This window comes from Pseudomonas sp. FG1 (genome assembly GCF_034313875.1).
Classification (GTDB): Bacteria; Pseudomonadota; Gammaproteobacteria; order Pseudomonadales; family Pseudomonadaceae; genus Aquipseudomonas; species Aquipseudomonas veronii.
The window spans coordinates 1,293,397-1,314,245 of record NZ_JAVIWP010000001.1 but is presented as its reverse complement, the minus strand read 5'-3'; the positions used below and the strand labels follow the sequence as shown (position 1 = coordinate 1,314,245).

Annotated in this window: 23 protein-coding genes and 2 pseudogenes; 10 read left to right on the top strand and 15 right to left on the bottom strand. The window is 61.7% G+C overall.

Annotated elements, in window-relative coordinates; all coding sequences use genetic code 11:
* Position 1 precedes the first annotated feature (1 nt).
* A complete protein-coding gene (locus tag RGV59_RS06215; RefSeq protein ID WP_017848998.1) occupies positions 2-754 on the bottom strand; it encodes a gluconate 2-dehydrogenase subunit 3 family protein in 753 nt (250 codons plus the stop codon).
* Between the two features lie 281 nt (positions 755-1,035).
* Here RGV59_RS06215 and RGV59_RS06210 point away from each other — a divergent pair, with 281 nt between their 5' ends.
* The gene (locus tag RGV59_RS06210) at positions 1,036-1,722 is read left to right on the top strand and encodes a tyrosine-protein phosphatase (RefSeq protein ID WP_017848997.1); all 687 of its coding nucleotides are present in this window, start codon (positions 1,036-1,038) and stop codon (positions 1,720-1,722) included.
* A 7-nt stretch (positions 1,723-1,729) separates the two neighbouring features.
* Here RGV59_RS06210 and RGV59_RS06205 read toward each other — a convergent pair whose 3' ends face one another.
* Both RGV59_RS06205 and prlC read right to left on the bottom strand, forming a co-directional pair.
* Positions 1,730-2,002, bottom strand: coding sequence for a YheV family putative zinc ribbon protein (locus RGV59_RS06205; protein WP_017848996.1), 273 nt, complete (start codon positions 2,000-2,002; stop codon positions 1,730-1,732).
* Positions 1,999-4,098: an oligopeptidase A gene (gene prlC, locus RGV59_RS06200; RefSeq protein WP_169884429.1), complete on the bottom strand. Its 2,100-nt coding sequence runs from the start codon at positions 4,096-4,098 to the stop codon at positions 1,999-2,001. Before prlC ends, RGV59_RS06205 begins: the two co-directional genes overlap by 4 nt.
* 54 nt (positions 4,099-4,152) lie before the next feature.
* Here prlC and RGV59_RS06195 point away from each other — a divergent pair, with 54 nt between their 5' ends.
* Together RGV59_RS06195 and RGV59_RS06190 are read left to right on the top strand one after the other, a co-directional pair.
* The gene (locus RGV59_RS06195) at positions 4,153-4,695 is read left to right on the top strand and encodes a gamma carbonic anhydrase family protein (RefSeq protein WP_017848994.1); all 543 of its coding nucleotides are present in this window, start codon (positions 4,153-4,155) and stop codon (positions 4,693-4,695) included.
* Positions 4,692-5,351 (top strand): HAD family hydrolase, encoded by a 660-nt coding sequence (locus RGV59_RS06190; protein WP_079442550.1) that lies wholly within the window; start codon positions 4,692-4,694, stop codon positions 5,349-5,351. Before RGV59_RS06195 ends, RGV59_RS06190 begins: the two co-directional genes overlap by 4 nt.
* An 86-nt stretch (positions 5,352-5,437) precedes the next feature.
* Here RGV59_RS06190 and RGV59_RS06185 read toward each other — a convergent pair whose 3' ends face one another.
* Positions 5,438-6,481 (bottom strand): aminopeptidase, encoded by a 1,044-nt coding sequence (locus RGV59_RS06185; protein ID WP_102618189.1) that lies wholly within the window; start codon positions 6,479-6,481, stop codon positions 5,438-5,440.
* A gap of 110 nt (positions 6,482-6,591) precedes the next feature.
* Between RGV59_RS06185 and RGV59_RS06180 the strand changes: the two genes are divergently transcribed.
* Positions 6,592-7,014 (top strand): hypothetical protein, encoded by a 423-nt coding sequence (locus RGV59_RS06180; protein ID WP_046484391.1) that lies wholly within the window; start codon positions 6,592-6,594, stop codon positions 7,012-7,014.
* On the opposite strand, the gene RGV59_RS06175 is transcribed toward RGV59_RS06180, so the two are convergent.
* Positions 7,015-7,254 (bottom strand): DUF1161 domain-containing protein, encoded by a 240-nt coding sequence (locus RGV59_RS06175; protein WP_017848990.1) that lies wholly within the window; start codon positions 7,252-7,254, stop codon positions 7,015-7,017. It abuts the gene before it with no gap.
* Between the two features lie 142 nt (positions 7,255-7,396).
* The gene (locus RGV59_RS06170) at positions 7,397-7,828 is read right to left on the bottom strand and encodes an OsmC family protein (RefSeq protein WP_017848989.1); all 432 of its coding nucleotides are present in this window, start codon (positions 7,826-7,828) and stop codon (positions 7,397-7,399) included.
* 216 nt (positions 7,829-8,044) lie between these two features.
* Here RGV59_RS06170 and RGV59_RS06165 point away from each other — a divergent pair, with 216 nt between their 5' ends.
* Positions 8,045-9,046 carry an LLM class flavin-dependent oxidoreductase gene (locus tag RGV59_RS06165; protein WP_017848988.1) on the top strand — a complete coding sequence of 334 codons (1,002 nt, stop codon included), beginning with the start codon at positions 8,045-8,047 and terminating at the stop codon, positions 9,044-9,046.
* Between the two features lie 61 nt (positions 9,047-9,107).
* On the opposite strand, the gene RGV59_RS06160 is transcribed toward RGV59_RS06165, so the two are convergent.
* Together RGV59_RS06160 and RGV59_RS06155 are read right to left on the bottom strand one after the other, a co-directional pair.
* Positions 9,108-9,332 (bottom strand): DUF1161 domain-containing protein, encoded by a 225-nt coding sequence (locus RGV59_RS06160; protein ID WP_017848987.1) that lies wholly within the window; start codon positions 9,330-9,332, stop codon positions 9,108-9,110.
* Positions 9,333-9,448: 116 nt separating this feature from the next.
* Positions 9,449-9,664: a dodecin gene (locus tag RGV59_RS06155; protein ID WP_017848986.1), complete on the bottom strand. Its 216-nt coding sequence runs from the start codon at positions 9,662-9,664 to the stop codon at positions 9,449-9,451.
* Between the two features lie 156 nt (positions 9,665-9,820).
* Between RGV59_RS06155 and RGV59_RS06150 the strand changes: the two genes are divergently transcribed.
* The gene (locus tag RGV59_RS06150; protein WP_010565821.1) at positions 9,821-10,147 is read left to right on the top strand and encodes a DUF883 family protein; all 327 of its coding nucleotides are present in this window, start codon (positions 9,821-9,823) and stop codon (positions 10,145-10,147) included.
* Between the two features lie 8 nt (positions 10,148-10,155).
* Here the strand turns inward: RGV59_RS06150 and RGV59_RS06145 are convergent, their stop codons facing one another.
* Positions 10,156-11,052 carry a LysR family transcriptional regulator gene (locus RGV59_RS06145; RefSeq protein WP_017848985.1) on the bottom strand — a complete coding sequence of 299 codons (897 nt, stop codon included), beginning with the start codon at positions 11,050-11,052 and terminating at the stop codon, positions 10,156-10,158.
* Positions 11,053-11,163: 111 nt separating this feature from the next.
* Between RGV59_RS06145 and trpB the strand changes: the two genes are divergently transcribed.
* The 4 genes and pseudogenes from trpB to RGV59_RS06125 all read left to right on the top strand — a co-directional run bounded on the left by trpB (position 11,164) and on the right by RGV59_RS06125 (position 15,273).
* Positions 11,164-12,390: a tryptophan synthase subunit beta gene (gene trpB, locus RGV59_RS06140; protein WP_017848984.1), complete on the top strand. Its 1,227-nt coding sequence runs from the start codon at positions 11,164-11,166 to the stop codon at positions 12,388-12,390.
* Positions 12,391-13,200: a tryptophan synthase subunit alpha gene (gene trpA, locus RGV59_RS06135; RefSeq protein ID WP_046381551.1), complete on the top strand. Its 810-nt coding sequence runs from the start codon at positions 12,391-12,393 to the stop codon at positions 13,198-13,200.
* A 120-nt stretch (positions 13,201-13,320) separates the two neighbouring features.
* A pseudogene (locus tag RGV59_RS06130) lies at positions 13,321-13,440 on the top strand (RcnB family protein); the annotation flags it as partial.
* 174 nt (positions 13,441-13,614) lie between these two features.
* Positions 13,615-15,273, top strand: a complete 1,659-nt coding sequence (locus RGV59_RS06125) for a BBE domain-containing protein (RefSeq protein ID WP_102618191.1) — start codon at positions 13,615-13,617, stop codon at positions 15,271-15,273.
* Between the two features lie 41 nt (positions 15,274-15,314).
* Here the strand turns inward: RGV59_RS06125 and RGV59_RS06120 are convergent, their stop codons facing one another.
* The 6 genes and pseudogenes from RGV59_RS06120 to RGV59_RS06095 all read right to left on the bottom strand — a co-directional run bounded on the left by RGV59_RS06120 (position 15,315) and on the right by RGV59_RS06095 (position 20,780).
* Positions 15,315-16,619 (bottom strand): MFS transporter, encoded by a 1,305-nt coding sequence (locus RGV59_RS06120; protein ID WP_046381554.1) that lies wholly within the window; start codon positions 16,617-16,619, stop codon positions 15,315-15,317.
* 174 nt (positions 16,620-16,793) lie between these two features.
* Complete coding sequence (gene dgoD / locus RGV59_RS06115; protein ID WP_003170741.1) at positions 16,794-17,942, bottom strand: galactonate dehydratase; 1,149 nt, start codon at positions 17,940-17,942, stop codon at positions 16,794-16,796.
* Positions 17,943-17,990: 48 nt separating this feature from the next.
* On the bottom strand, positions 17,991-18,611 hold the full coding sequence (locus RGV59_RS06110) for a 2-dehydro-3-deoxy-6-phosphogalactonate aldolase (protein ID WP_017848979.1): 621 nt from the start codon (positions 18,609-18,611) through the stop codon (positions 17,991-17,993).
* Between the two features lies 1 nt (position 18,612).
* Entirely contained in the window at positions 18,613-19,572 is a 960-nt protein-coding gene (locus RGV59_RS06105) for a 2-dehydro-3-deoxygalactonokinase (protein ID WP_102618192.1), read from the bottom strand.
* Between the two features lie 176 nt (positions 19,573-19,748).
* Positions 19,749-19,826, bottom strand: a pseudogene (locus RGV59_RS06100) (4,5-dioxygenase); the annotation flags it as partial.
* 3 nt (positions 19,827-19,829) lie between these two features.
* Entirely contained in the window at positions 19,830-20,780 is a 951-nt protein-coding gene (locus RGV59_RS06095; protein ID WP_017848977.1) for a choline sulfate utilization transcriptional regulator, read from the bottom strand.
* Between the last annotated feature and the right edge of the window lie 69 nt (positions 20,781-20,849).

The following is a 20,849-nucleotide window of genomic DNA, read 5'->3' as shown; positions in this document are numbered from 1 at the left end:
TTTATGCCCTCTCGCCGCGAATGGAAACCGCCGGGAAGGGGTATTGCTCGTTGCGCTCCACCCAATCCATGAAGTCGGCGCGGGCGCCGGGGAAGCCGATCATGGTCCAGCCGACCAGACCTTTATTGCCGCCGTGGATCGGATCGCAGAAGAAGCCTTCCTTGGTGTTTTGCAGCAGCAAATTGAAGAACATCTTCGGCGGCACCGCGTCGAAATGGGCACTCACCTCACTACCGCCAGCCTCCAGGCGGCGCAGCATGTCATCCTGGGTAGCGCTGTCTTGCGCAGCAAAAGCCTTGCCGTTGAACGCTTTCGACCAGGCATCCGTCGCGGCAATGCCCAGGCGATAGATGACCTTGGGTACCAACTTGCTCTGCCAGCCCATTTCCGGCGCGGCGTCGGCGTTGAACGGACCTTGCATGAACCACAGCGCGCCACTGGCGTAGGGCGTGTTCATCTGGCGGTCGATGTATTCCGCCGCACCGGCTTCCAGGGCGCCAGGGCCTTGGGCATCGGCGGGGATCAGGCGCGCCACGGCGGCGTTGATGAATGCCCATTCTTCGGCGCTGAAATAGCTCGGCTCATACGCCTTGTCGCTGACCGGCGGCGGAGCGGGGCTGGCTTTGGCCGGTGCGGGCATGGCCATCAGCATCGAACCGCCAAGGCCGCTGCTGGCAACCGTGACCACCGGGATCAAGGTCAAGGATTTGCGCAAAAAGTCGCGCCGGGGGTTGTCTTGATCTTGATCAGACATGGGTGTACCTCATCATGTGGTCACGGGTTTATCAGCCGCTTCTAGGAGCAGCTTGTGGTTTGGCAGCAGCAAGGTGGACCCCACCGATCCAAGGAGATAGAACGTAGCGGCAATCAATAGTTACAAATGATAGCAGGCTAAGTATAAAGAGAATCGATTCAGCGTCAAAACTGCACCATCGACGGTGATTCACATTTCTTTGACGCGCCCCTCACACCCCATTGACCGCGCCTGGCCGACTCTTGGCATCACCCGCCAACCCCCTATCGGTTACGTCGCCCATGTTCAATCATCAATGGCTACCGGCCCTCGGCCTTGCGTTCCTGGCACTGTTCACCAGCGCTCACACCTGGGCGGACGACAGCACATCCCTTCGCTCCCCCGAATGGGCGCAGCCGGTCGGCAATCAATACAACCTGCACCAGATGACGCCCACCCTCTACCGCAGCGCGCTGCCGGACAGCAATGCCGTGCCCCTGCTGGAAAAACTCAAGGTCGGCACGGTGATCAACTTTCTGCCGGAGTCCGACGACAGCTGGCTAAAAAATTCTGATATCCGACAGATCCAGCTGATTTATCGTACAAATCATGTCGATGACGCTGACGTGCTGGCCGCACTGAGGGCGATCCGCGACTCCGAAGCCAACGGTGCAGTGCTGATGCACTGCAAGCATGGCTCAGACCGCACCGGCCTGATGGCGGCGATGTATCGCGTGGTGGTTCAGGGCTGGAGCAAGGAAGAGGCGTTGAACGAAATGACCCTGGGCGGCTTCGGCAGCAGCAAGGGCTTCAAGGACGGCGTTCGCTACATGATGAAGGCCGATATCGACAAGTTGCGCACAGCCTTGGCCAATGGCGATTGCAGCACCAGCGCGTTTGCCCTGTGCTCGGTGAAAAGCTGGTTCAACACGGCCGGCAACAGCCATGTCGAACCTCTGAAAAGCACGCTAACGCTGACAACCCCCTGACAGGGTCTCAGTCTTTCTTCAGCTTGGGATTAGGAAAAAACTGTACCGACTGCACCGTCGGGTCCGGCGCTTTGAGCGCCGAGGTGTTGACCCGCGTGCCCAATTCCTTGGGCACCGACAAGCCCTGATCATTCAGCGTGTCGGTATAGCCGCAGGCCACGCACTCGCGATGCGGCACGTTGTCCTCGGTCCACATCTTCAACTTGTCCGGCTCGCTGCACGCCGGGCAGACGGCCCCGGCGATAAATTGCTTTTTGGTACTCACAGGTACTTCACTCATGCTGCTGCGTCCTCACTCAGGCCACTGTGGCGCAAGAGTGCGTCAATCGACGGCGCACGCCCGCGGAAATCGACAAACAACACCATCGGCGCCTGGGAACCGCCACGGGCCAGGATCGCCTCGCGGAAAGCACGTCCGGTTTCGGCGTTGAGCACGCCGTCTTCTTCGAACTTGGAGAACGCATCGGCCGACAGCACTTCAGCCCACTTGTAGCTGTAGTAACCCGCAGCGTAACCACCGGCAAAGACATGCGCAAAGCTGTTGGGGAAGCGGTTATAGGCCGGCGGACGCATCACCGACACCTCGTCGCGCACGCTTTCAAGTACCTGCGCCACACTGCGGCCATCGCCATGGGTGGCATGCAATTCAAAGTCGAACAGCGAGAACTCCAACTGGCGCACCATCATCAGGCCGGACTGGAAGTTCTTCGCCGCGAGCATTTTTTCCAGCAGGTCCTGAGGCAGCGGCTCGCCGGTTTCATAATGGCCGGAGATCAGTGCCAGGCCTTCCGGCTCCCAGCACCAGTTCTCCATGAACTGGCTCGGCAATTCCACCGCATCCCAGGCCACGCCGTTGATGCCGGACACGCCGGCATGCTCGACACGGGTCAGCAGGTGATGCAGGCCGTGGCCGAATTCGTGGAACAGCGTCGTCACTTCGTCGTGGGTCAGCAGGGCAGGCTTGCCGCTGTCGGCCGGGGTGAAGTTGCACACCAGGTTGGCCACCGGGCTTTGCAGCACGCCGTCGATGGTGCGGCGACGGTCGCGAGCGCCGTCCATCCAGGCGCCGCCACGCTTGTTGGCGCGGGCGTACAGGTCGAAGAAGAAGCGCCCGACGTGCTGGCCGTTTTCTTTGATTTCGAACAGGCGCACGTCTGGGTGCCAGGTGTCGAAGCCCTTCTGCTCGGCGATCTCGATGCCATACAGACGCTGCACGATGGCAAACAAGCCGCCAAGCACCTTGTCGATCGGGAAGTAGGCGCGCAGGGCTTCCTGGGACACGCTGTAGCGCTGCTCACGCAGTTTTTCACCGTAGAAACCGCTGTCCCAGCTTTGCAGGTCGGCGCAGCCCTGTTCGGCGGCGTAGGCTTTGAGCTGCTGCAGGTCCTGGGCGGCAAACGGCTTGCTGCGCTTGGCCAGGTCGCGCAGGAAGCTCAGCACCTGGTCGCTGGAGTCGGCCATTTTCGTGGCCAGGCTCAATTCCGAGAAGGACGCATAGCCCAGCAGTTGGGCGAGTTCCTGACGCAGGTCGAGGATCTGTTCCATGACCGGGCCGTTATCGTTCTGACCGGCATTCGGGCCTTGGTCCGACGCTCGGGTGCAATAGGCTGCGTAGATTTCTTCGCGCAGGGCGCGGTCCTGGGCGTAGGTCATCACCGCGTAGTAGCTGGGGAATTCCAGGGTGATCAGCCAACCGTCGAGGCCTTTGGCCTGGGCTGCGGCGGCCATTTGCGCCTTGGCCGAGTCGGTCAGGCCGGCGAGGGTGGCTTCATCGGTGACGTGTTTGGTCCAGGCCTGGGTCGCGTCCAGCAACTGGTTGGAGAACTTGCTGCCCAGTTCGGAGAGCTTGCTTTGCACTTCGGCGTAGCGTTTTTGCTGTTCGGGCGGCAGGTCGATACCCGACAGGCGGAAATCGCGCAGCGAGTGTTCCAGGATGGTTTTTTGCGCCACGTCGAAACCGCCGGCTTCCGGGCTGCTGGCCAGGGCTTCGAAGGCCTGGAACAGTTCGCGGTTCTGGCCCATCTCGGTGGAATAGGCGCTCAACGCCGGCAGGCATGCCTCGTAGGCCTCGCGCAGTTCGGCGCTGTTGCACACGGCATTGAGGTGGCTGACCGGGCTCCAGGCGGCACCCAGGCGATCATTCAGCTCATCCATGGCGAGGACCAGGCCGGCCCACGTCGGATTTTTCCCCTGGCTTTGCAGGATGCCTTCGATGGCAAGCCGGTTGTCGGCGAGGATCTGTTCGATGGCCGGCTGAACGTGCTCGGCACGGATCGCCGAGAACGGCGGCAGGTCGTAGGGCTGCAGAAGAGGGTTGTTCGCGCTCACGGTTGGCACCTTGGCTGAAGAAACATGTAAGAACAAAGATGGGGCCATCTTAATTACAATCAACGTCCACCGCAGCTATCAGCAGAAGAGAGAGAGGCTATCGTGACCCTTCGCACCTATCAGAACCACACGCCAACCCTGGGCGCCGGGGCTTTTGTCGATATTTCGGCGGTGGTGATCGGCGATGTCGAAATCGGCGACGACAGCTCGGTTTGGCCGCTGACGGTGATCCGCGGCGACATGCACCGCATCCGCATCGGCGCGCGCACCAGCGTGCAGGACGGCTGCGTGCTGCACATTACCCACGCCGGGCCGTTCAATCCCGATGGTTTTGCGCTGCTGATCGGCGACGACGTGACCATCGCGCACAAAGTCATGCTGCACGGCTGCACCGTCGGTAATCGCATCCTGATCGGCATGGGCAGCATCGTGATGGACGGCGCCGTGGTCGAAGACGACGTGATCATCGGCGCCGGCAGCCTGGTGCCGCCGGGCAAGAGACTTGAAAGCGGCTTCTTGTACGTCGGCAGCCCGGTTAAACAGATCCGCGAACTGACTGACAAGGAACGCGCGTTTTTCACCTACAGCGCAGCGAACTACGTGAAGCTCAAAGACCTGCACCTGGCCGAGGGATTCGATCAATGACTCTGCACCATCAAACCGTACTGTTCGATCTGGACGGCACCCTGACCGACCCGCGCGAGGGCATTACCCGTTCGATCCAGTACGCGCTGGGCAAACTCGGTATCGACGAGCCGGACATCACCCAACTGGAACATTTCATCGGCCCCCCGTTGCTGCAAGCCTTCATGCAGTTCTACGACTTCGACGAAGCCAAGGCCTGGGAAGCGGTGAATTTCTACCGTGAACGCTTCAAAGTCACCGGTTTGTATGAAAACCGCGTGTTCGACGGGGTGATGCCGCTGCTCGAAGCCCTCAACAGCCAAGGGCGCCAGCTGTACGTGGCCACCTCCAAGCCGTGGGAATTTGCCCGCGAGATCGCCCGTCATTTCGATTTTGCCAAGCACTTCAAGGTGATCTACGGCAGCGAACTGGACGGCACGCGCACCAACAAGGTCGAGCTGATCGCCCACTTGATGCGCGAAGAACGCCTGGACCCGGCCACCACCTTGATGATCGGCGACCGCAAGCATGACTTGATCGGGGCGCGCAGCAATGGGCTGGATTCGGCGGCGGTCGGGTATGGGTTCGGCAGTTTCGAAGAGCTGAGTGCCGAAGCGCCGACCTGGCATTTCGAGACGTTGGCGCAGATGCATCAGGCGTTTTTGCAGCGGCCTTGAGCGCGCTATCGGGAGCAAGCTCCCTCCCACATTTTGATCCGTGTACGCAGGCCAAATGTGGGAGGGGGCTTGCTCCCGATGAGGCCCTACCGGCCAACACCTTCCAACTGCCTCAACGCCGCCTTACGCTGTGCCACCGGCAGTTGGCCCATCCGCTCCACTGCCGCATAGAACTTCAGCCAATCCCCGCCTTCCTGCCGGAACAACGCCGCAAATGCCGGCACCCACTGGTCATACAGCCCGAACGGCAAAAGCCGCGCATTGTTCATCGGCAGGTTCATCCAGGCGTCATAACGCGTGTCGCCGCCCCACTGACTGTCCCGCACCCGCCGGTAGTCGCTGCGCAAACGCTCGAATTCAGCCGCCTTGGCCCGCCGCATCGCATCGGCCGCCAAGGGCTGGGCGTAGAGTGTTTCCAGACGTTTGCGAGTATCGAGGACCAACTGGGTAAATTGGTCACGCTGCTGCAGCGCCGCGCTGCCGATCGGCGCCAGGCCCCGGGCGGCGCGCCATTGGCGCGTGCCTTCCTGCTCGACGAAGGTGGCAAAGGACTCGTTGAACTCGGTGTCGTCCTTCACGTAAAAGCGCTGGTGCGCCAGTTCGTGAAAGATCAACGTGGCCAGGCGCTCATCGCCCCAGCCCAGCATCGAACTCATGATCGGGTCATTGAACCAACCCAAGGTGGAATAGGCCTCGACGCCGCCAATCGACACGTCCATGCCTTGTTGCTTGAGCAACGCCGCCTCACCCCGCGCCGCGCCCTGGCTGTAATAACCGCGATAGGCGACACAACCAGCGATGGGAAAGCAGTGATTTTGCGCCGACAAGGAAAATTCCTGCGTGGCAAAAACATTCCAGACCACATAAGGCCGGCCAATATCGGCGTACAACCGGTAACTCTGATTGTCAGGCAGGTGCAACTGCTCGCTGGCGAACGTGCGCGCCTTTTGCGATTGCACCAAGTGCTCACGTAACTGCTGCGGCCGCGCCGGGTCGGCAATCACCTTGGCCACCGGCTCCCGAGCCTGCAGCAACTGCCACTGGCCGCTGGCCAATTGGCCGTAGTAATCGACGCTGGAACAACCGCTGAGCAGCACCCACCACAACCCTGGAAGAAAACGCCTGATCATGCCGCGACTGCTCCTGGGTAATTGGCTCGCCAGCCTATCGTGACTGCCCGGCGTTTTTCCATGGCGTAGCGCGTTTATACTCAAGGCTCTCCTTGTGTTGAGTGCCCGCCATGCGCCAGCTAGTGCTTCCCATCGCCGCCCTGTTGCTCAGCGCCTGTGCTTTACCACCCATCCCGCCGATGGACGCGCAACAGGCCTGGGTCGATTTTGCCACCCCGACACCGGGGGCCAAGCTGGTGATGGCCCAACGTCTGGATGGGAAAAGCCTCAACGACGGGCGCTTCTTCCAGGTCCCGCCGGGCAGTCACGAGTTGATGGTGCGGTTTGATTTCGAAGTGCCGACCGGCGGCAGCTTTGGCGGGTTGTCGCAGACCCAGGACCGGACCTGTTTCATGACCTTGCAGTACGACCACTTCGAGGCAGGCCAGCGTTATCGCCTGGAGGGGCGCTCGTTGTCCTACACACCGAATATCCGGCTGTACAACGCCGCGCGTCAGTTATTGGCGCAGGAGCGCAGCGTGAACTGCATCTGATCAGTCATTGTTCTTCTGGTAGATGATTGCCTTGGTACCGTTCTCACACGTGCCTACGACCATGGCGACATCGTGCTTGTCGGCTTCTTCCTTGCTGACGATTTCCAGGGTGTAGGACGGAATCGCCTTGGCCTGGATCTTCACTTCGATCTCTTTCCTGAGTTCTTCGCAGTCTTTGGGCGCGGCCACAGCCGATGTGGCCAATACACCGCAGATGATCGCCAAGACAAAACGTTTCATGTGTGAAGCTCCCTGAATGCACGCGCACGAATGTGCGCCTATGGCTGCATAGGCTATAGGACCACATCGGGGAAACACGAGTTCTGATTTAACGCACAACTGAATGTGGGAGGGAGCAAGCCCCCTCTCACCTAAGGCTGTGTCAGTCGACGAGGGTGGCGTCCAGGCTGATTTTCGCGTTCAGCACCTTGGACACTGGGCACCCTTCCTTGGCCTTTTTGCTCAGCTCATCGAACTGCGCCTGGCTCGCGCCGGGAATCTTGGCGTTGAGGATCAGGTGTACAGCGGTGATCGCAAAACCACCGTCGACCTGGTCCAGGGTCACTTCGGCCTGGGTGTCGATGCTGTCAGCCTTGAGCCCGGCGTCGCCGAGAATCATGGAAAACGCCATGGAGAAACAGCCAGCGTGGGCCGCACCGATCAACTCTTCAGGGTTGGTGCCCTTGCCGCCCTCGAAACGGGCCTTGAAGCCGTAGGGCGCTTCGCGCAGCACGCCGGTTTCCGTGGAGATGGAACCCAGGCCTGTCTTCAGATCACCTTCCCAATGCGCGGATGCTTTTTTAACGATACTCATAGCAGTCTCCTCAAACGATGGTTTTGCGTCAGTAAGGGTTCTGAGGATAGATGCTTTGGCAAAGTTCACTTGTAAGAGAAACCTAGCAACAAAGTAGGAAATTTCGCACGACCTATTGAATCTCGGGTATATGCCCTCATTGCATAGAACATGCACATGAAGCGGCAGGTTTTGGTTCGTCTAAGAAACCTGCGCCCTTATTGGAGAAGCAGGCTTATGAAATCGCTGTCCGACGTGAAGTTCTCGACCCTCGACCTGGTGCCCGTGCGGGCCAACGGCAGCGCCGCGCAGTCGTTGCGCAATTCCCTGGACCTGGCCCAGCATGTGGAAAAGTTTGGCTACAACCGCTTCTGGGTGGCGGAACACCACAATATGGACGGCATCGCCAGCTCGGCCACCTCGGTATTGCTCGGTTACCTGGCCGGCGGCACCTCGACCATCCGCGTCGGCTCCGGCGGCGTGATGCTGCCCAACCATGCACCGCTGGTGATCGCCGAACAATTCGGCACCCTGGAAAGCCTGTACCCCGGCCGGATCGACCTGGGCCTGGGCCGTGCGCCCGGTTCCGACCAGATGACCGCCCGCGCCCTGCGCCGTGAGCGCTCCGGCAGCGCCGACGACTTCCCCGAAGACGTGGCCGAATTGATGGCCTACCTCGGCCCGCGCACGCCCGACCAGCGGGTGATCGCGGTTCCCGGCACCGGCACCAACGTCCCGGTGTGGCTGCTCGGGTCCAGCCTGTTCAGCGCACAGTTGGCGGGGGAGCGCGGCTTGCCCTACGCCTTTGCCTCGCATTTCGCACCGCGCTTGATGCATGAGGCGATTCGCGTGTACCGCAATCACTTCAAGCCTTCGGCCGTTCTGGACAAGCCTTACGTAATGCTCGGCCTTCCGTTGGTCGCGGCGGATACCGACGAACAGGCCGATTACCTGGCCACTTCCGTCTACCAACGCATCCTGGCGCTGATGCGCGGGCAGAGCCTGGTGCAGCGTCCGCCGGTGGAAAGCATGGACGGCCTGTGGCTACCCCATGAAAAAGACGCGGTGGGCAGCTTCCTCGGCCTGGCGATGGTCGGCAGCCCGGCGAAGATCCGCGCCAAACTGGAAGTACTGGTCGAACAGACCGGCGCCGACGAGCTGATCTTTACCTGCGACCTGTACGAACACGCCGACCGGATTCATTCCTACGAGCTGCTCGCGCAGTTGATGAAGGGCTAAATCTGGCAGGCGAAAAAAAACCGACGCACGCGCGTCGGTTTTTTATGTCTGCAACGCACGATTAACCGCGCTTGTAGACGATTTCCTTGGTGCCGCCTTCGCAGGTGCCAACCACCTTGCCGTCAGCCGCAGCGCCTTTAGCCACCACTTCCAACGAATAACCCGAAGCACCCTTGGCGTCGATTTTCGCGGCAATTTCGCTTTTCAGCTCTTCACACGGCTTGCCCGCCGCCAGCACGGTGCCCGCCATGCTCAACAAACCTACTGCTAACAAGAACTTTTTCATCCGTCACTTCCCTTGCGCTGATCGAAACGAGCGTGGCCGACGCTGGTCGCATCGGCCCCCATTGGTTGTAGCGCAGGTTATGGCAATCGGCCAGCCGGCAAGTTCAACGGTTTCGATCAACTACTGGCAATTCGGAACCCCACCTTCAACGTAACCTGGAAGTGCGCAGCCTTGCCGTCCTTGATATGGCCACGGGTTTCGGTCACCTCGAACCACTCCAAATGCTTGATGCTCTTGCTGGCTTCAGCCAGGGCGTTGTTGATCGCCTCTTCGATGCTGGTGGTGGACGAACCCACCAATTCGACTTTCTTGTAAGTGTGATGATCAGACATGGCGTTTCTCCTGAGGGTCGTCAATAAAGCCTAGCAGTCAAAGCTCATACTGCTTCTGGCGACCGTTCCTACTCGAAAGTTCAGATTTACTGCACTTTCTGAGACGGCCGTAGTCGGTATCTACACACGCCACCCAATCACTTCAGGAGAGTCCACATGGCCAACACCTCTTTACGCAAAGCGTCGCTGGAAAGCATGGAAGCCGAGATTTCGAGCCTGCTCAAGTCTCTTGAGAGCCTCAAGGACGACGCATCCGATGAGTCGCTCAAGACTCTGAAGGCCCTGAAAAGCAATGCCGAGAACGCGCTCAAGCATTCTCGCCACCTGATCAGCGACGCCTACGAAGAAAGCAAAGTCAAAATCCGCGAAACCGGCGTGGCGACCCGGGACTACGCACAAGAACACCCATGGACTACCGCCGGCGTTGCCGTTGGCGCGCTGGGCCTGCTGGCGGCTTACCTTTTGTGCAAACGCGGTAACTGATCTGCCGGCTATACCGGCTGGCGCGACAGCTCAGCCTTGAGCCATTGCGCCAATTGCCGAGCGCGCCCGTCCGCGGCGCGCTTGGGTAGCCACAACGCCAGGTGCGCCGGGGTTTGCGTGAAACCCCACGGCGCCACCAGGCGACCGGCGCGCACGTCCTCCGCCACCAGCGGCTCCGGCGCGATCGCCACACCCAGCCCCGCAACCGCCGCTTCCAGCAAGTAATACAAATGCTCAAACCCCTGGCCGAGTTTTAACGCACCGGGTTCGATCCCGTGTTGCTGCGCCCAGCTGGGCCAGGCCTGCGGGCGAGACGTGGTGTGCAACAGCGCTTCGCCGCACAGCGCCGTGGCCGGGGCGTCGCGCAGGCGTTCGTAACCGGCGAAACGCGGGCTCATGACCGGGCCGATGCGTTCGCTGGCCAGCTCGTACACCTGCATATCCGCCGGCCACGGCGGTTCGGCGAACAACAGCAGGGCATCCAGGCCGGGGCGGCGCGGGTCCAGATCACCTTCACCCGCCGACAGGTGCAAGCGCAGATCGGGCAGGTCGGCATTCAAGCGGCCCAGGCGCGGAATGAACCAGCGCGCCAGCAAACTGCCCGAACAGCCGAGGACGAACGGTGCATCGGCGCTGCTTTGGGTAATTTGCGCGCACACCTCCCTTAACCGCTCGAACGCCTCGGCACTCGCATCGCGCAGACGCACGCCGGCATCTGTGAGTTTGAGGCCGCGCCCTTCCTTGACGAACAGGCTGACCCCCAAATGTTCTTCCAGCACTTTAAGTTGGCGGCTCACGGCGCCATGGGTGACGTGCAACTGCTCAGCCGCCTGGCTCACACTGTTGAGGCGGGCCGTGGCTTCGAAGGCGCGCAGGGCGTTAAGGGGCGGGAGGTCTCGGCTCATCTGTGAGTTTTCCTGACAGGTTGCAGCGATCTTATCGGTTTTCAGCCCTGAGCGTCAGGGGTAGAGTGAGCGTCATTGCTTCCCACCCGAATTCTTTTCCTGGAGCGTCCCATGACTCAGTCCCAGACCGATCTACGCAACGGCCCTGACGCCAACGGCCTGTTCGGCGCATTCGGCGGCCGCTACGTCGCCGAAACCCTGATGCCGTTGATCCTCGACCTGGCCCGCGAGTACGAAGCGGCCAAGATTGATCCTGCGTTCAACGAGGAATTAGCCTACTTCCAACGCGACTACGTCGGTCGACCAAGCCCGCTGTATTTCGCTGAGCGCCTGACGGAGTTCTGCGGCGGCGCCAAGATTTACCTCAAGCGCGAAGAGCTGAACCACACCGGCGCGCACAAGATCAACAACTGCATCGGCCAGATCCTGCTGGCGCGGCGCATGGGCAAGAAACGCATCATCGCCGAGACCGGCGCCGGCATGCACGGTGTGGCCACCGCCACCGTGGCCGCGCGTTTCGGCCTGCAATGCGTGATCTACATGGGCACCACTGACATCGAGCGCCAACAGGCCAACGTATTTCGCATGAAGCTGCTGGGCGCTGAAGTGATCCCGGTGGTCGCCGGCACCGGCACCCTCAAAGACGCGATGAACGAAGCCCTGCGCGACTGGGTGACCAACGTCGACGACACGTTCTACCTGATCGGCACCGTTGCCGGCCCGCACCCTTATCCTGCGATGGTGCGCGACTTCCAGTCCGTGATCGGCAAGGAAACCCGCACCCAGCTGCAAGCCCAGGAAGGCCGTCTGCCGGACAGCCTGGTGGCGTGCATCGGCGGAGGGTCCAACGCCATGGGCCTGTTTCACCCGTTCCTGGATGACAGCAGCGTCGAGATCATCGGCGTGGAAGCCGCGGGCTTTGGCATCGAAACCGGCAAGCACGCCGCCAGCCTCAACGGCGGCGTACCGGGCGTACTGCACGGCAACCGCACCTTCCTGCTGCAGGACGACGATGGCCAGATCATCGACGCCCACTCGATTTCCGCCGGCCTCGACTACCCCGGCATCGGCCCTGAGCACGCCTGGTTGCACGATATCGGCCGCGTCCAGTACACCTCGGTGACCGACCACGAAGCGCTTGATGCCTTTCACAAATGCTGCCGCCTGGAAGGGATTATTCCTGCACTGGAAAGCGCCCACGCCCTGGCCGAAGTGTTCAAACGCGCACCGACCCTGCCGAAGGAACACCTGATGGTGGTCAACCTGTCCGGCCGTGGCGACAAAGACATGCAGACCGTGATGCACCACATGGAACAGTCCCAGCAGGAGAAACACTAAATGAGCCGCCTGCAAACCCGCTTTGCGCAACTCAAGCAACAAAACCGCGCCGCTCTGGTGACCTTCGTCACCGCCGGCGACCCCGGTTATGACACCTCGCTGGCGATCCTCAAGGGCTTGCCCGCCGCCGGTGCCGACGTGATCGAGCTGGGCATGCCCTTCACCGACCCGATGGCCGACGGCCCGGCTATTCAACTGGCCAACATCCGCGCGCTGAGCGCCAAGCAGAACCTGGCGAAAACCCTGCAGATGGTGCGCGAGTTCCGCAAGGACAACAGCGACACCCCGCTGGTGCTGATGGGTTACTTCAACCCGATCCACAAATACGGCGTGCCGGCCTTTATTGCCGACGCCAAGCAAGCCGGCGTCGACGGCCTGATCGTGGTCGACCTGCCGCCCGAACATAACGGCGAGCTGTGCGACCCGGCCCAGGCGGCAGGCATCGACTTTATCCGCCTGACCACGCCGACCACCGACGACGTGCGCCTGCCGACCGTGCTCAATGGCAGCTCGGGCTTTGTGTACTACGTGTCGGTAGCCGGTGTGACCGGTGCCGGTGCCGCCACCCTGGAACACGTCGAAGAAGCCGTGGCCCGCCTGCGTCGCCATACCGACCTGCCGATCAGCATCGGTTTCGGTATCCGCACGCCGGAACAAGCGGCCGCCATCGCGCGCTTGGCCGATGGTGTGGTGGTGGGTTCGGCGCTGATCGATCACATCGCCAACGCCAGCAACGACCAGCAAGCCATCGACGGCGTGCTGAGCCTGTGCGCGGCGCTGTCGGAAGGTGTCCGTAACGCACGTAAGTAAGCGCCTCGTATGCGCTAGGTAAAGTTCCTGATACACAGGAATCAACCGGCAACACCGTGGCCTAAACAACAAGACCAAGGGATTTCGAACCGTGTTCGCAATCCCTTTTTTTGTATGTGTGCCCTGGCACGCCTGCCGTACTACGAGGGTTACGAATGGCGCCGTTCGGGCCCGGACGTGGTGCTGATCGCAGTGGGCACCGGCATCGTCTATGAGATTCTGGAAGGCGTGTTGAACTGACGCCACGGTTCCGCGATTTCTTCCGCTAGGCTTAAGGGGCGAACCGTTCGTTCCCCCTTAACGCACTTCATGCCTATTGCCGTCTAACCACCTCAGCAAGCCCCGGTATTTCTTGCGCTCCCGGTCGTTAAGTTAGCCGCATCAGAAGTCATTCTTGGCTCTATGGAGTACATCATGGCATTTGATCTCATCACCGAATCGGACCGCCGTCACGCCACCTTGCAAAAAGGCTTCAACCTGCGCTGGCCGTTGGGCAACGTGCAGGGCCAATCCTCGCCCAACGGCGCCAACCTGATTTACCTCTGTTACAGCCCCCAGGACATCATCGACGCCGCGGCGCAGGCCCTGGCCGTTGCCAATGGCCGGATTACCGTGCGCAGCGGCGGCCACTGTTACGAAGGTTTCGTCGCCAACAAGATGCCCGACAACCCCAATGAGGTATTGGCGATTCTGGATATCGGGCAAATGAAGCAACTGGACTACGACGCCGACGGCCAACTGCACTCCCAGTTGATGCCGACCTTGCCCTATCGCTACCGCTTTCGCCTGGAAGCCGGCGGGCAGAACTGGGACGCCTACGTCGCACTGTACACGTTGGCCAACAAGACCCTGCCCGGGGGTTCGTGTTATTCGGTGGGCCTGGGCGGGCACATCTGCGGTGGCGGCTACGGCCTGCTCTCGCGCAAACACGGCCTGGTGTGCGACTGGCTGTCCGGTGTCGATATTCTGGTGCCCAACGCCCAGGGCAACGGCCTGACAGCGCGTCATGTCTGCCGGGAGAGCACCGACCCGGACGAACTGGACCTGTTTGCCGCGTGCTGCGGTGCCGGCGGCGGGCAATTCGGGATCATCACCAGTTATTACTTCAAGGACCTGCCGGACGCCCCCAAGGAGGTGCTTTGGCTGGTACTGGAATGGGACTGGGCGATGCTGACCAAACCGGCGCTCGACCGATTGCTGGTGGCCTATCAAGCCTGGTTCGCCCAACATCAGGCCGACCCGGACACCTGGGGCCTGGCGACCAAGCTGGAAATGCGCCACCAGCACACCGGCAACGTCACGCTGGGCATTCACTACGTGGACAAAGACGGCGAGTTGAACGATCAGGCGCCCTTCGACGATTTTGTCACGACGATGCTGGACGCCATCGGCATTGCCGCCAGCGAATCGGTGACACCGTTTCACGTGATCCACCTGCCGCGAAGCAACCCCACCGGGCGTGTCATCAACTCCTTGAGCACGGCGCAGGCCGTCGTGCGCCGTCTCGACTGGCTGCCGTGCCAGCAAACCCTCAACGGCTCCGGCGACAACCAGCGCGGCCGCTATAAGTCGGCCTATCAGAAAGGCATTTTCACGCCGCAGGTGTTATCCGCGATCTGGACCACGCTGACCTGGCCCGACCCGGCGAACGTGTTGACCCAAAGTCTCATACAGATCCAGTCGTTCGGCGGGCGCATCAACCAGCCAGATCCGGCAGTGCGGCGCGAATCGTCCGCGGCCCAGCGCGGCTCTTTCCTCAAGTGGCAACCGCAGTGTTATTGGCGCGATGCCAGCGCCGCCACCGACAAGGCACATGCCGATTGGATTCAGGGGCTGTTTTTCAACGCCTTCGCCAACGATCAAGGCGTGCCGCTCAACGCGGAGTTCGAGGGCTGCTACATCAATTACCCCGACCTCGACATGACGCACCTCGGCGGCAACCCGGCGAACGCCAAGAACCCCCAGTGGTACACGGTTTTCTTCCCCGACCTGATCATCGAAAGCCGCCTGCGGCGTACCAAGCAGCGCTGGGACCCGCTGAATATATTCCACAACGAAATGTCGGTGCCGTAAGCCGCAAATAAAAACGGGCGACCCCAAGGTCGCCCGTTTTTTTACAACTCGATCCGTTCGACCTTGCCCACCAACAAGATGTAGGAAAGCGCCCCGAGCAACGCCAGCACTGCGATATAGGTGATCGCCGGTGCGAACGAATCGCCGCTGGCCAGGAAGCCAATCACGATCGGCGTGGCAATCGCCGCCAGGTTGCCGATGAAGTTGAACACGCCACCGGTCAAGCCGAGCAAGCGAGCGGGTGCCAAGGTCGACACCAGCGACCAGGTGATCGACGCCAGGCCATTGCCGAAGAACGCCACCGCCAGGAACGCAATCACCCAGGCCGTCGAATCCACGTAGTTGGCGCCAATGATCGCGGTGGAAATCAACAGCCCGCCAATGATCGGCAACTTGCGCGCAAAACCCACCGACGCGCCACGGCGAATCAACCAGTCGGAAAAAATCCCGGAGCACAGCACGCCGACAAACGCCGCGAGGAAGGGCAGGGAAGCGAGCAGGCCGGATTTGATGAAGTCCATCCCGCGATATTTCACCAGATAGGTCGGGAACCATGTCAGGAAGAACCACAGCGTGGAGTTCAGGCAGAACTGCCCCAGGTAGATGCCCCAGAGTTTGCGCTTGCTCAGCACGATGCCCAGGTCGACCCAACTGAACGGTGCCTTGGTGGTTTGCGCCTGCATGTCCACCAGCCCGCCGCCGGCACGGATCAGTTCGATTTCAGCGGCGTTGGCGCCTTTGAAGTCCTTCGGCTCGCGGTACACCGCGTACCAGATCAGCGCCCAGAGGATGCCGACACCGCCGGTGGTGACAAACACCATGTGCCAGCCATAGTGGTGCTGCAACCAGGCCAGCACCGGGGTGAGAAACGCCAGCCCGACGAACTGCCCGGAGGTGTAGAAGCCAATCGCCGTGGCGCGCTCACGCTCGGGGAACCATGTGGTGACCACGCGGCTGTTGATCGGATAGGCCGGCGCTTCCAGGGCGCCCACCGCCATGCGCAGGACAAACAGCGCGATGAAGCTGGCCGCAAAGCCGAGCATCACAGTGGCGATGGACCACAGCAGCAGGGCCACGGTGTAGAGGATGCGCGGCGGCACCCGGTCGACCAGCCAGCCACCGGGGATTTGCATGGCGGCGTAGGTCCAGCCGAACGCCGAGAAAATCAGCCCGACATGCACCGGGTCGATGCCCAGGTCACTGGTCAGGGCCGGGGCCGCGATCGACAGGTTGCTGCGGTCGAGGTAGTTGATCACCACGGTGATAAACAGCAGCACCATGATGAAGTAGCGCTTTCTGCTAGGCGTGACTAAAGAAGCCTGCCCGGTGAGGGATTCAGGGTGCATGGGGTTGTCTCTTCTTATGTTTATTGAGGACGGACTTACTGACCAAACCGGCTCAAATGTGGGAGGGGGCTTGCCCCCGATAGCGGTGAACCAGCCGCCGAAGATGTCGACTGACACTCAGCTATCGGGGGCAAGCCCCTCCCACATTTTTTGCCACATTTTTTCAGGCAGACATCACCACTCGGCAAAACTGCCGTCGGCATGGCGCCAGATCGGGTTGCGCCAGCGATGGCCGATGGCCGCGCGTTCGATCACGTATTCCTCGTTGATCTCGATGCCCAGGCCCGGCCCGTTGGGGATCTTCACGAAGCCCTGGTCATAGTCGAACACGCCCGGGTCGCGCACGTAGTCGAGCAGGTCGTTGCTCTCGTTGTAGTGAATGCCCAGGCTTTGCTCCTGGATAAACGCGTTGTAGCAGACCGCGTCCAGCTGCAGGCAGGCGGCCAGCGCGATCGGGCCCAGCGGGCAGTGCAGCGCCAGGGCCACGTCGTAGGCTTCGGCCATGTTGGCGATCTTGCGGGTTTCGGTGATACCGCCAGCGTGGGAAGCGTCCGGCTGGATGATGTCGACGTAGCCTTCGCTGAGCACGCGCTTGAAGTCCCAGCGCGAGAACAGGCGCTCGCCCAGGGCAATCGGGGTGCTGGTCAGCGGTGCGAGTTCCTTCAGCGCTTCGTAGTTTTCGCTGAGTACCGGCTCTTCGATGAACATCAGTTTGTAGGGGTCCAGCTCTTTCATCAGCACCTTGGCCATGGGCTTGTGTACGCGGCCATGGAAGTCGACGCCGATGCCCACGTTGGGGCCGACGGCATCGCGCACGGCGGCAACGTTGGCCAGCGCCAGGTCGACTTTTTCGAAGCTGTCGACGAACTGCAATTCTTCCGTGCCGTTCATTTTCACCGCAGTGAAGCCACGGGCCACGGCCTCTTTGGCGGCGCGGGCGGTGTCGGCGGGGCGATCGCCGCCGATCCACGAATACACGCGAATCTTGTCACGCACCTGGCCGCCCAGCAGGTCGCTGACCGACACGCCCAGGGCCTTGCCCTTGATGTCCCACAGCGCCTGGTCGATGCCGGCCAGCGCGCTCATGTGCACGGCGCCGCCGCGATAGAAACCGCCGCGATAGAGCACGGTCCAGATGTCTTCGATATTGCGTGGGTCTTTGCCGATCAGGTAGTCGGACAGTTCCTCGACCGCAGCCGCCACCGTGTGGGCGCGGCCTTCGACCACGGGTTCGCCCCAGCCGGTGACGCCCTGGTCGGTCTCCACTTTGAGGAAGCACCAGCGCGGTGGGACGATGAAGGTAGTCAGTTTGGTGATTTTCATCTTCTTATCTCTCTTGTCGATGCAGCGCCCAAGGCGCCAAGCTTGCGATCAGTTCAGGGCATTCCAGGCCGCGACATACGCCTGGGCACTGCTCGCCACCTCGGCCACGGACATGCCCGGCTTGAACAATCCGGACCCCAGGCCGAAGCCCCTGGCGCCGGCGTCGAAATACACCTGCATGTTGGCCGGGCTCACGCCGCCGACCGGCAGCAACAGCGTGCCCGCCGGCAATACCGCCAGCCACGCCTTGATCACCGCCGGGCCCATTTGCTCGGCGGGGAACAGTTTCAATACGTCGGCGCCTTCGGCCAGCGCGGCGAACGCCTCGGTCGGGGTGGCTACACCTGGCGACAGGTACAGGCCGGCGGCTTTCGCGGCACGCAAGACCTTGGCGTCGCTGTGGGGCATCACGATCACCTGGCCACCGGCGGCCTTGACCTGCTCGACCTGCGCCGGCGTCAACACCGTGCCGGCGCCGATCAGGCAATCGGCGGGCAGGCTGTCACGCAGGGTGCGGATGCTGGTGTAAGGGTCCGGCGAATTGAGCGGGACTTCGATCACGCGAAAACCGGCGCGGTACAGCACCTGGCCAATCGCCTCGGCTTCGTCCGGGCGCACGCCGCGCAGGATCGCGATCAAACCGTTTTGCGTGAGTGCTTGCTTGAGCATGTCAGGCCTCCATTGCTGGTTGAATGAGCCCGGCGGCCAGGGCCAACTGCCAGAGACCGCGTTCGCTGGCCTCTTGCGCCAGGCTGACGTGGGCGAAGCCGCAGAGGCCGAGGGCACGCTGGTAACGTGTACAGAGCGGTGCGGCGCCGACCAGGATGATCGGCTTATGTTTGGCGGCACCGGGCAAGCCGGCGAGTTCATGGCCGATCAACAGGCCGGAGAGGTAGTCGGGCTGCTGGTCCGGGGCGAGTTCGCCGGTCAAGCCCAGGGTGCGTGCGCTGAACAGCGTCGACAGCACGCCGCGCTGGCCGTCTGCCGACAGCGCCACGCGCACGCCGCGGTCGAAAGCCGCCGCCTGGAAGTGTTCGGCGGGTTGTTGGGTGCGCCCGAGCAGGCTGTGCTTGCTCAGCACCGCGAACAGTTCGCCGGTCATGAAGGTGTCGAAATGGGTGATACAGCCATCGACCACCTCGACCCATTTGGAATGGCTGCCGGGCAGGCCGATCAAGACCTCGGTGCCGAGGCCTTGCAGCACGCCGAGTACCTGGGTTTCTTCGCCGCGCATCACGTTGGGCAAGCCGACCTGCTCGATCACGCCGGGCACGATATGCACATCGACGCCGCGCACACTGCGCACGCGGTGCAACGCTTGGCCGAGGCTGGCGACGTCGACCGGGGTGTTGCGGTAGGCCGCTTCGCTCCAGCCCTGGGCGCTGCCGACCATGCCGCAGGCGATCACCGGCAAGCCCGGTTGCGCGTCGAGCCAATCGCCACAGGCCGCGTCGAATGCCAACTCGAAGCCATCGCTGCAGCAAACGCCGGCAATCTCCCGGGGCTGGCTGGGCAGGTGCATGATCCCCGACGCCAACGCACGTTGTTCCAGCACCACGCCTGCGGGGCCGAGTTTATAAGCACGAAGGGAACTGGTTCCCCAATCGAGCGCGATCAATTGCGCCGGCATCGCTTCACCTGAAATGAGTGGGTGCTGAAAAAAGCAGATGGGCAAATATAAACCTATGCTCGGCGATATCTCAATATATAAATATCAATCCCATATATTGGAATAAATCGAGATAAATCCTACAACCACTCCGCCTTTTACTGCGGGAACGGCCAGGCTTTATCTGATAAGAGAGGTTAAAAAGCCGACAGATTCAGTTCGCGTATCGCACCCATCCAGATCGCGTACTCGGTGTGGTCCTTCAGGTCATCGCCCCCCTAGACCGCAATCGACGGCAGGGCCAGCCCGGTCAGCGACTGTGCGCTGCGCGCCTGCTCCGCCACCAGCCAGTCGACGAACCGCTCGACCAACTGCCCCCGCCGTTTGCGCTGCGGCTGCACCACGTAGTAGCCGAAGCGTGAGATCACCGTGTCGCTGATCGGCCGGCACAGCCACTTCTGTTCCAGCAGGTTGTCCACCAAGTGGCGCCAGCCGATGGCCACGCCCTGGCCGGCAATCGCGGCCTGGATCAACAGGGTGTAGTTATCGAAGCGCAGTTGGCCGGGGGTCGGCGTGCTGGTAATGCCCAGTTCGCGGAACACGCCGCTCCAGTCGAACCACTGGCTGGTGTGTTCCTGGCGCAGGTGCAGCAAGGGGCAGTCGGGCAAGGTCTGCACGGTCAGCGGCGTGGCCTGGTCCTTGAGCCATTGCGGACTGCACACCGGGAACACTTCCTCATTGAACAGCCACAGGCTGTCGCCCTGCTTGAAACGGCCGTCGCCAAACAGCACCGCCACGTCGATATCGCTGCGCAACGTGGCGTGATTGCGCTCGCTGGTCACCAGGCTGACGTCGACCTGGGGGTTGGCCGCATGGAAGCGATGCAGGCGCGGCATCAGCCAGTAGGCGGCGAAGGCGAAGTCGGTGGCCACTTGCAGCACTTCGTGCTGGTCCTGCTGGGTGATCGCGCTCAGGCCCTGGTTGATGGTCTGCAAACCGCCCTGGACATGTTCGAACAGCAGCGCGCCGGCGTCGGTCAGCTCGATGCCACGGTAGATGCGATCAAACAGGCGGATCGCCAATTGCTCTTCGAGGCGCTTGATCTGCTGGCTGATGGCCGGCTGGGTGGTGCCCAGCTCCATCGCCGCAGCGGTAAAACTGCGGTGGCGCGCCGCCGCTTCGAACGCCCGGAGCAGATCGAGGGATACGTCGCCGAAGGCTTTATACATAAGCTGTACTTATCCTAGACATTGCCTTTCATGGGCTTTACCCCATTTTCCATGGGCTGCATGCTCATT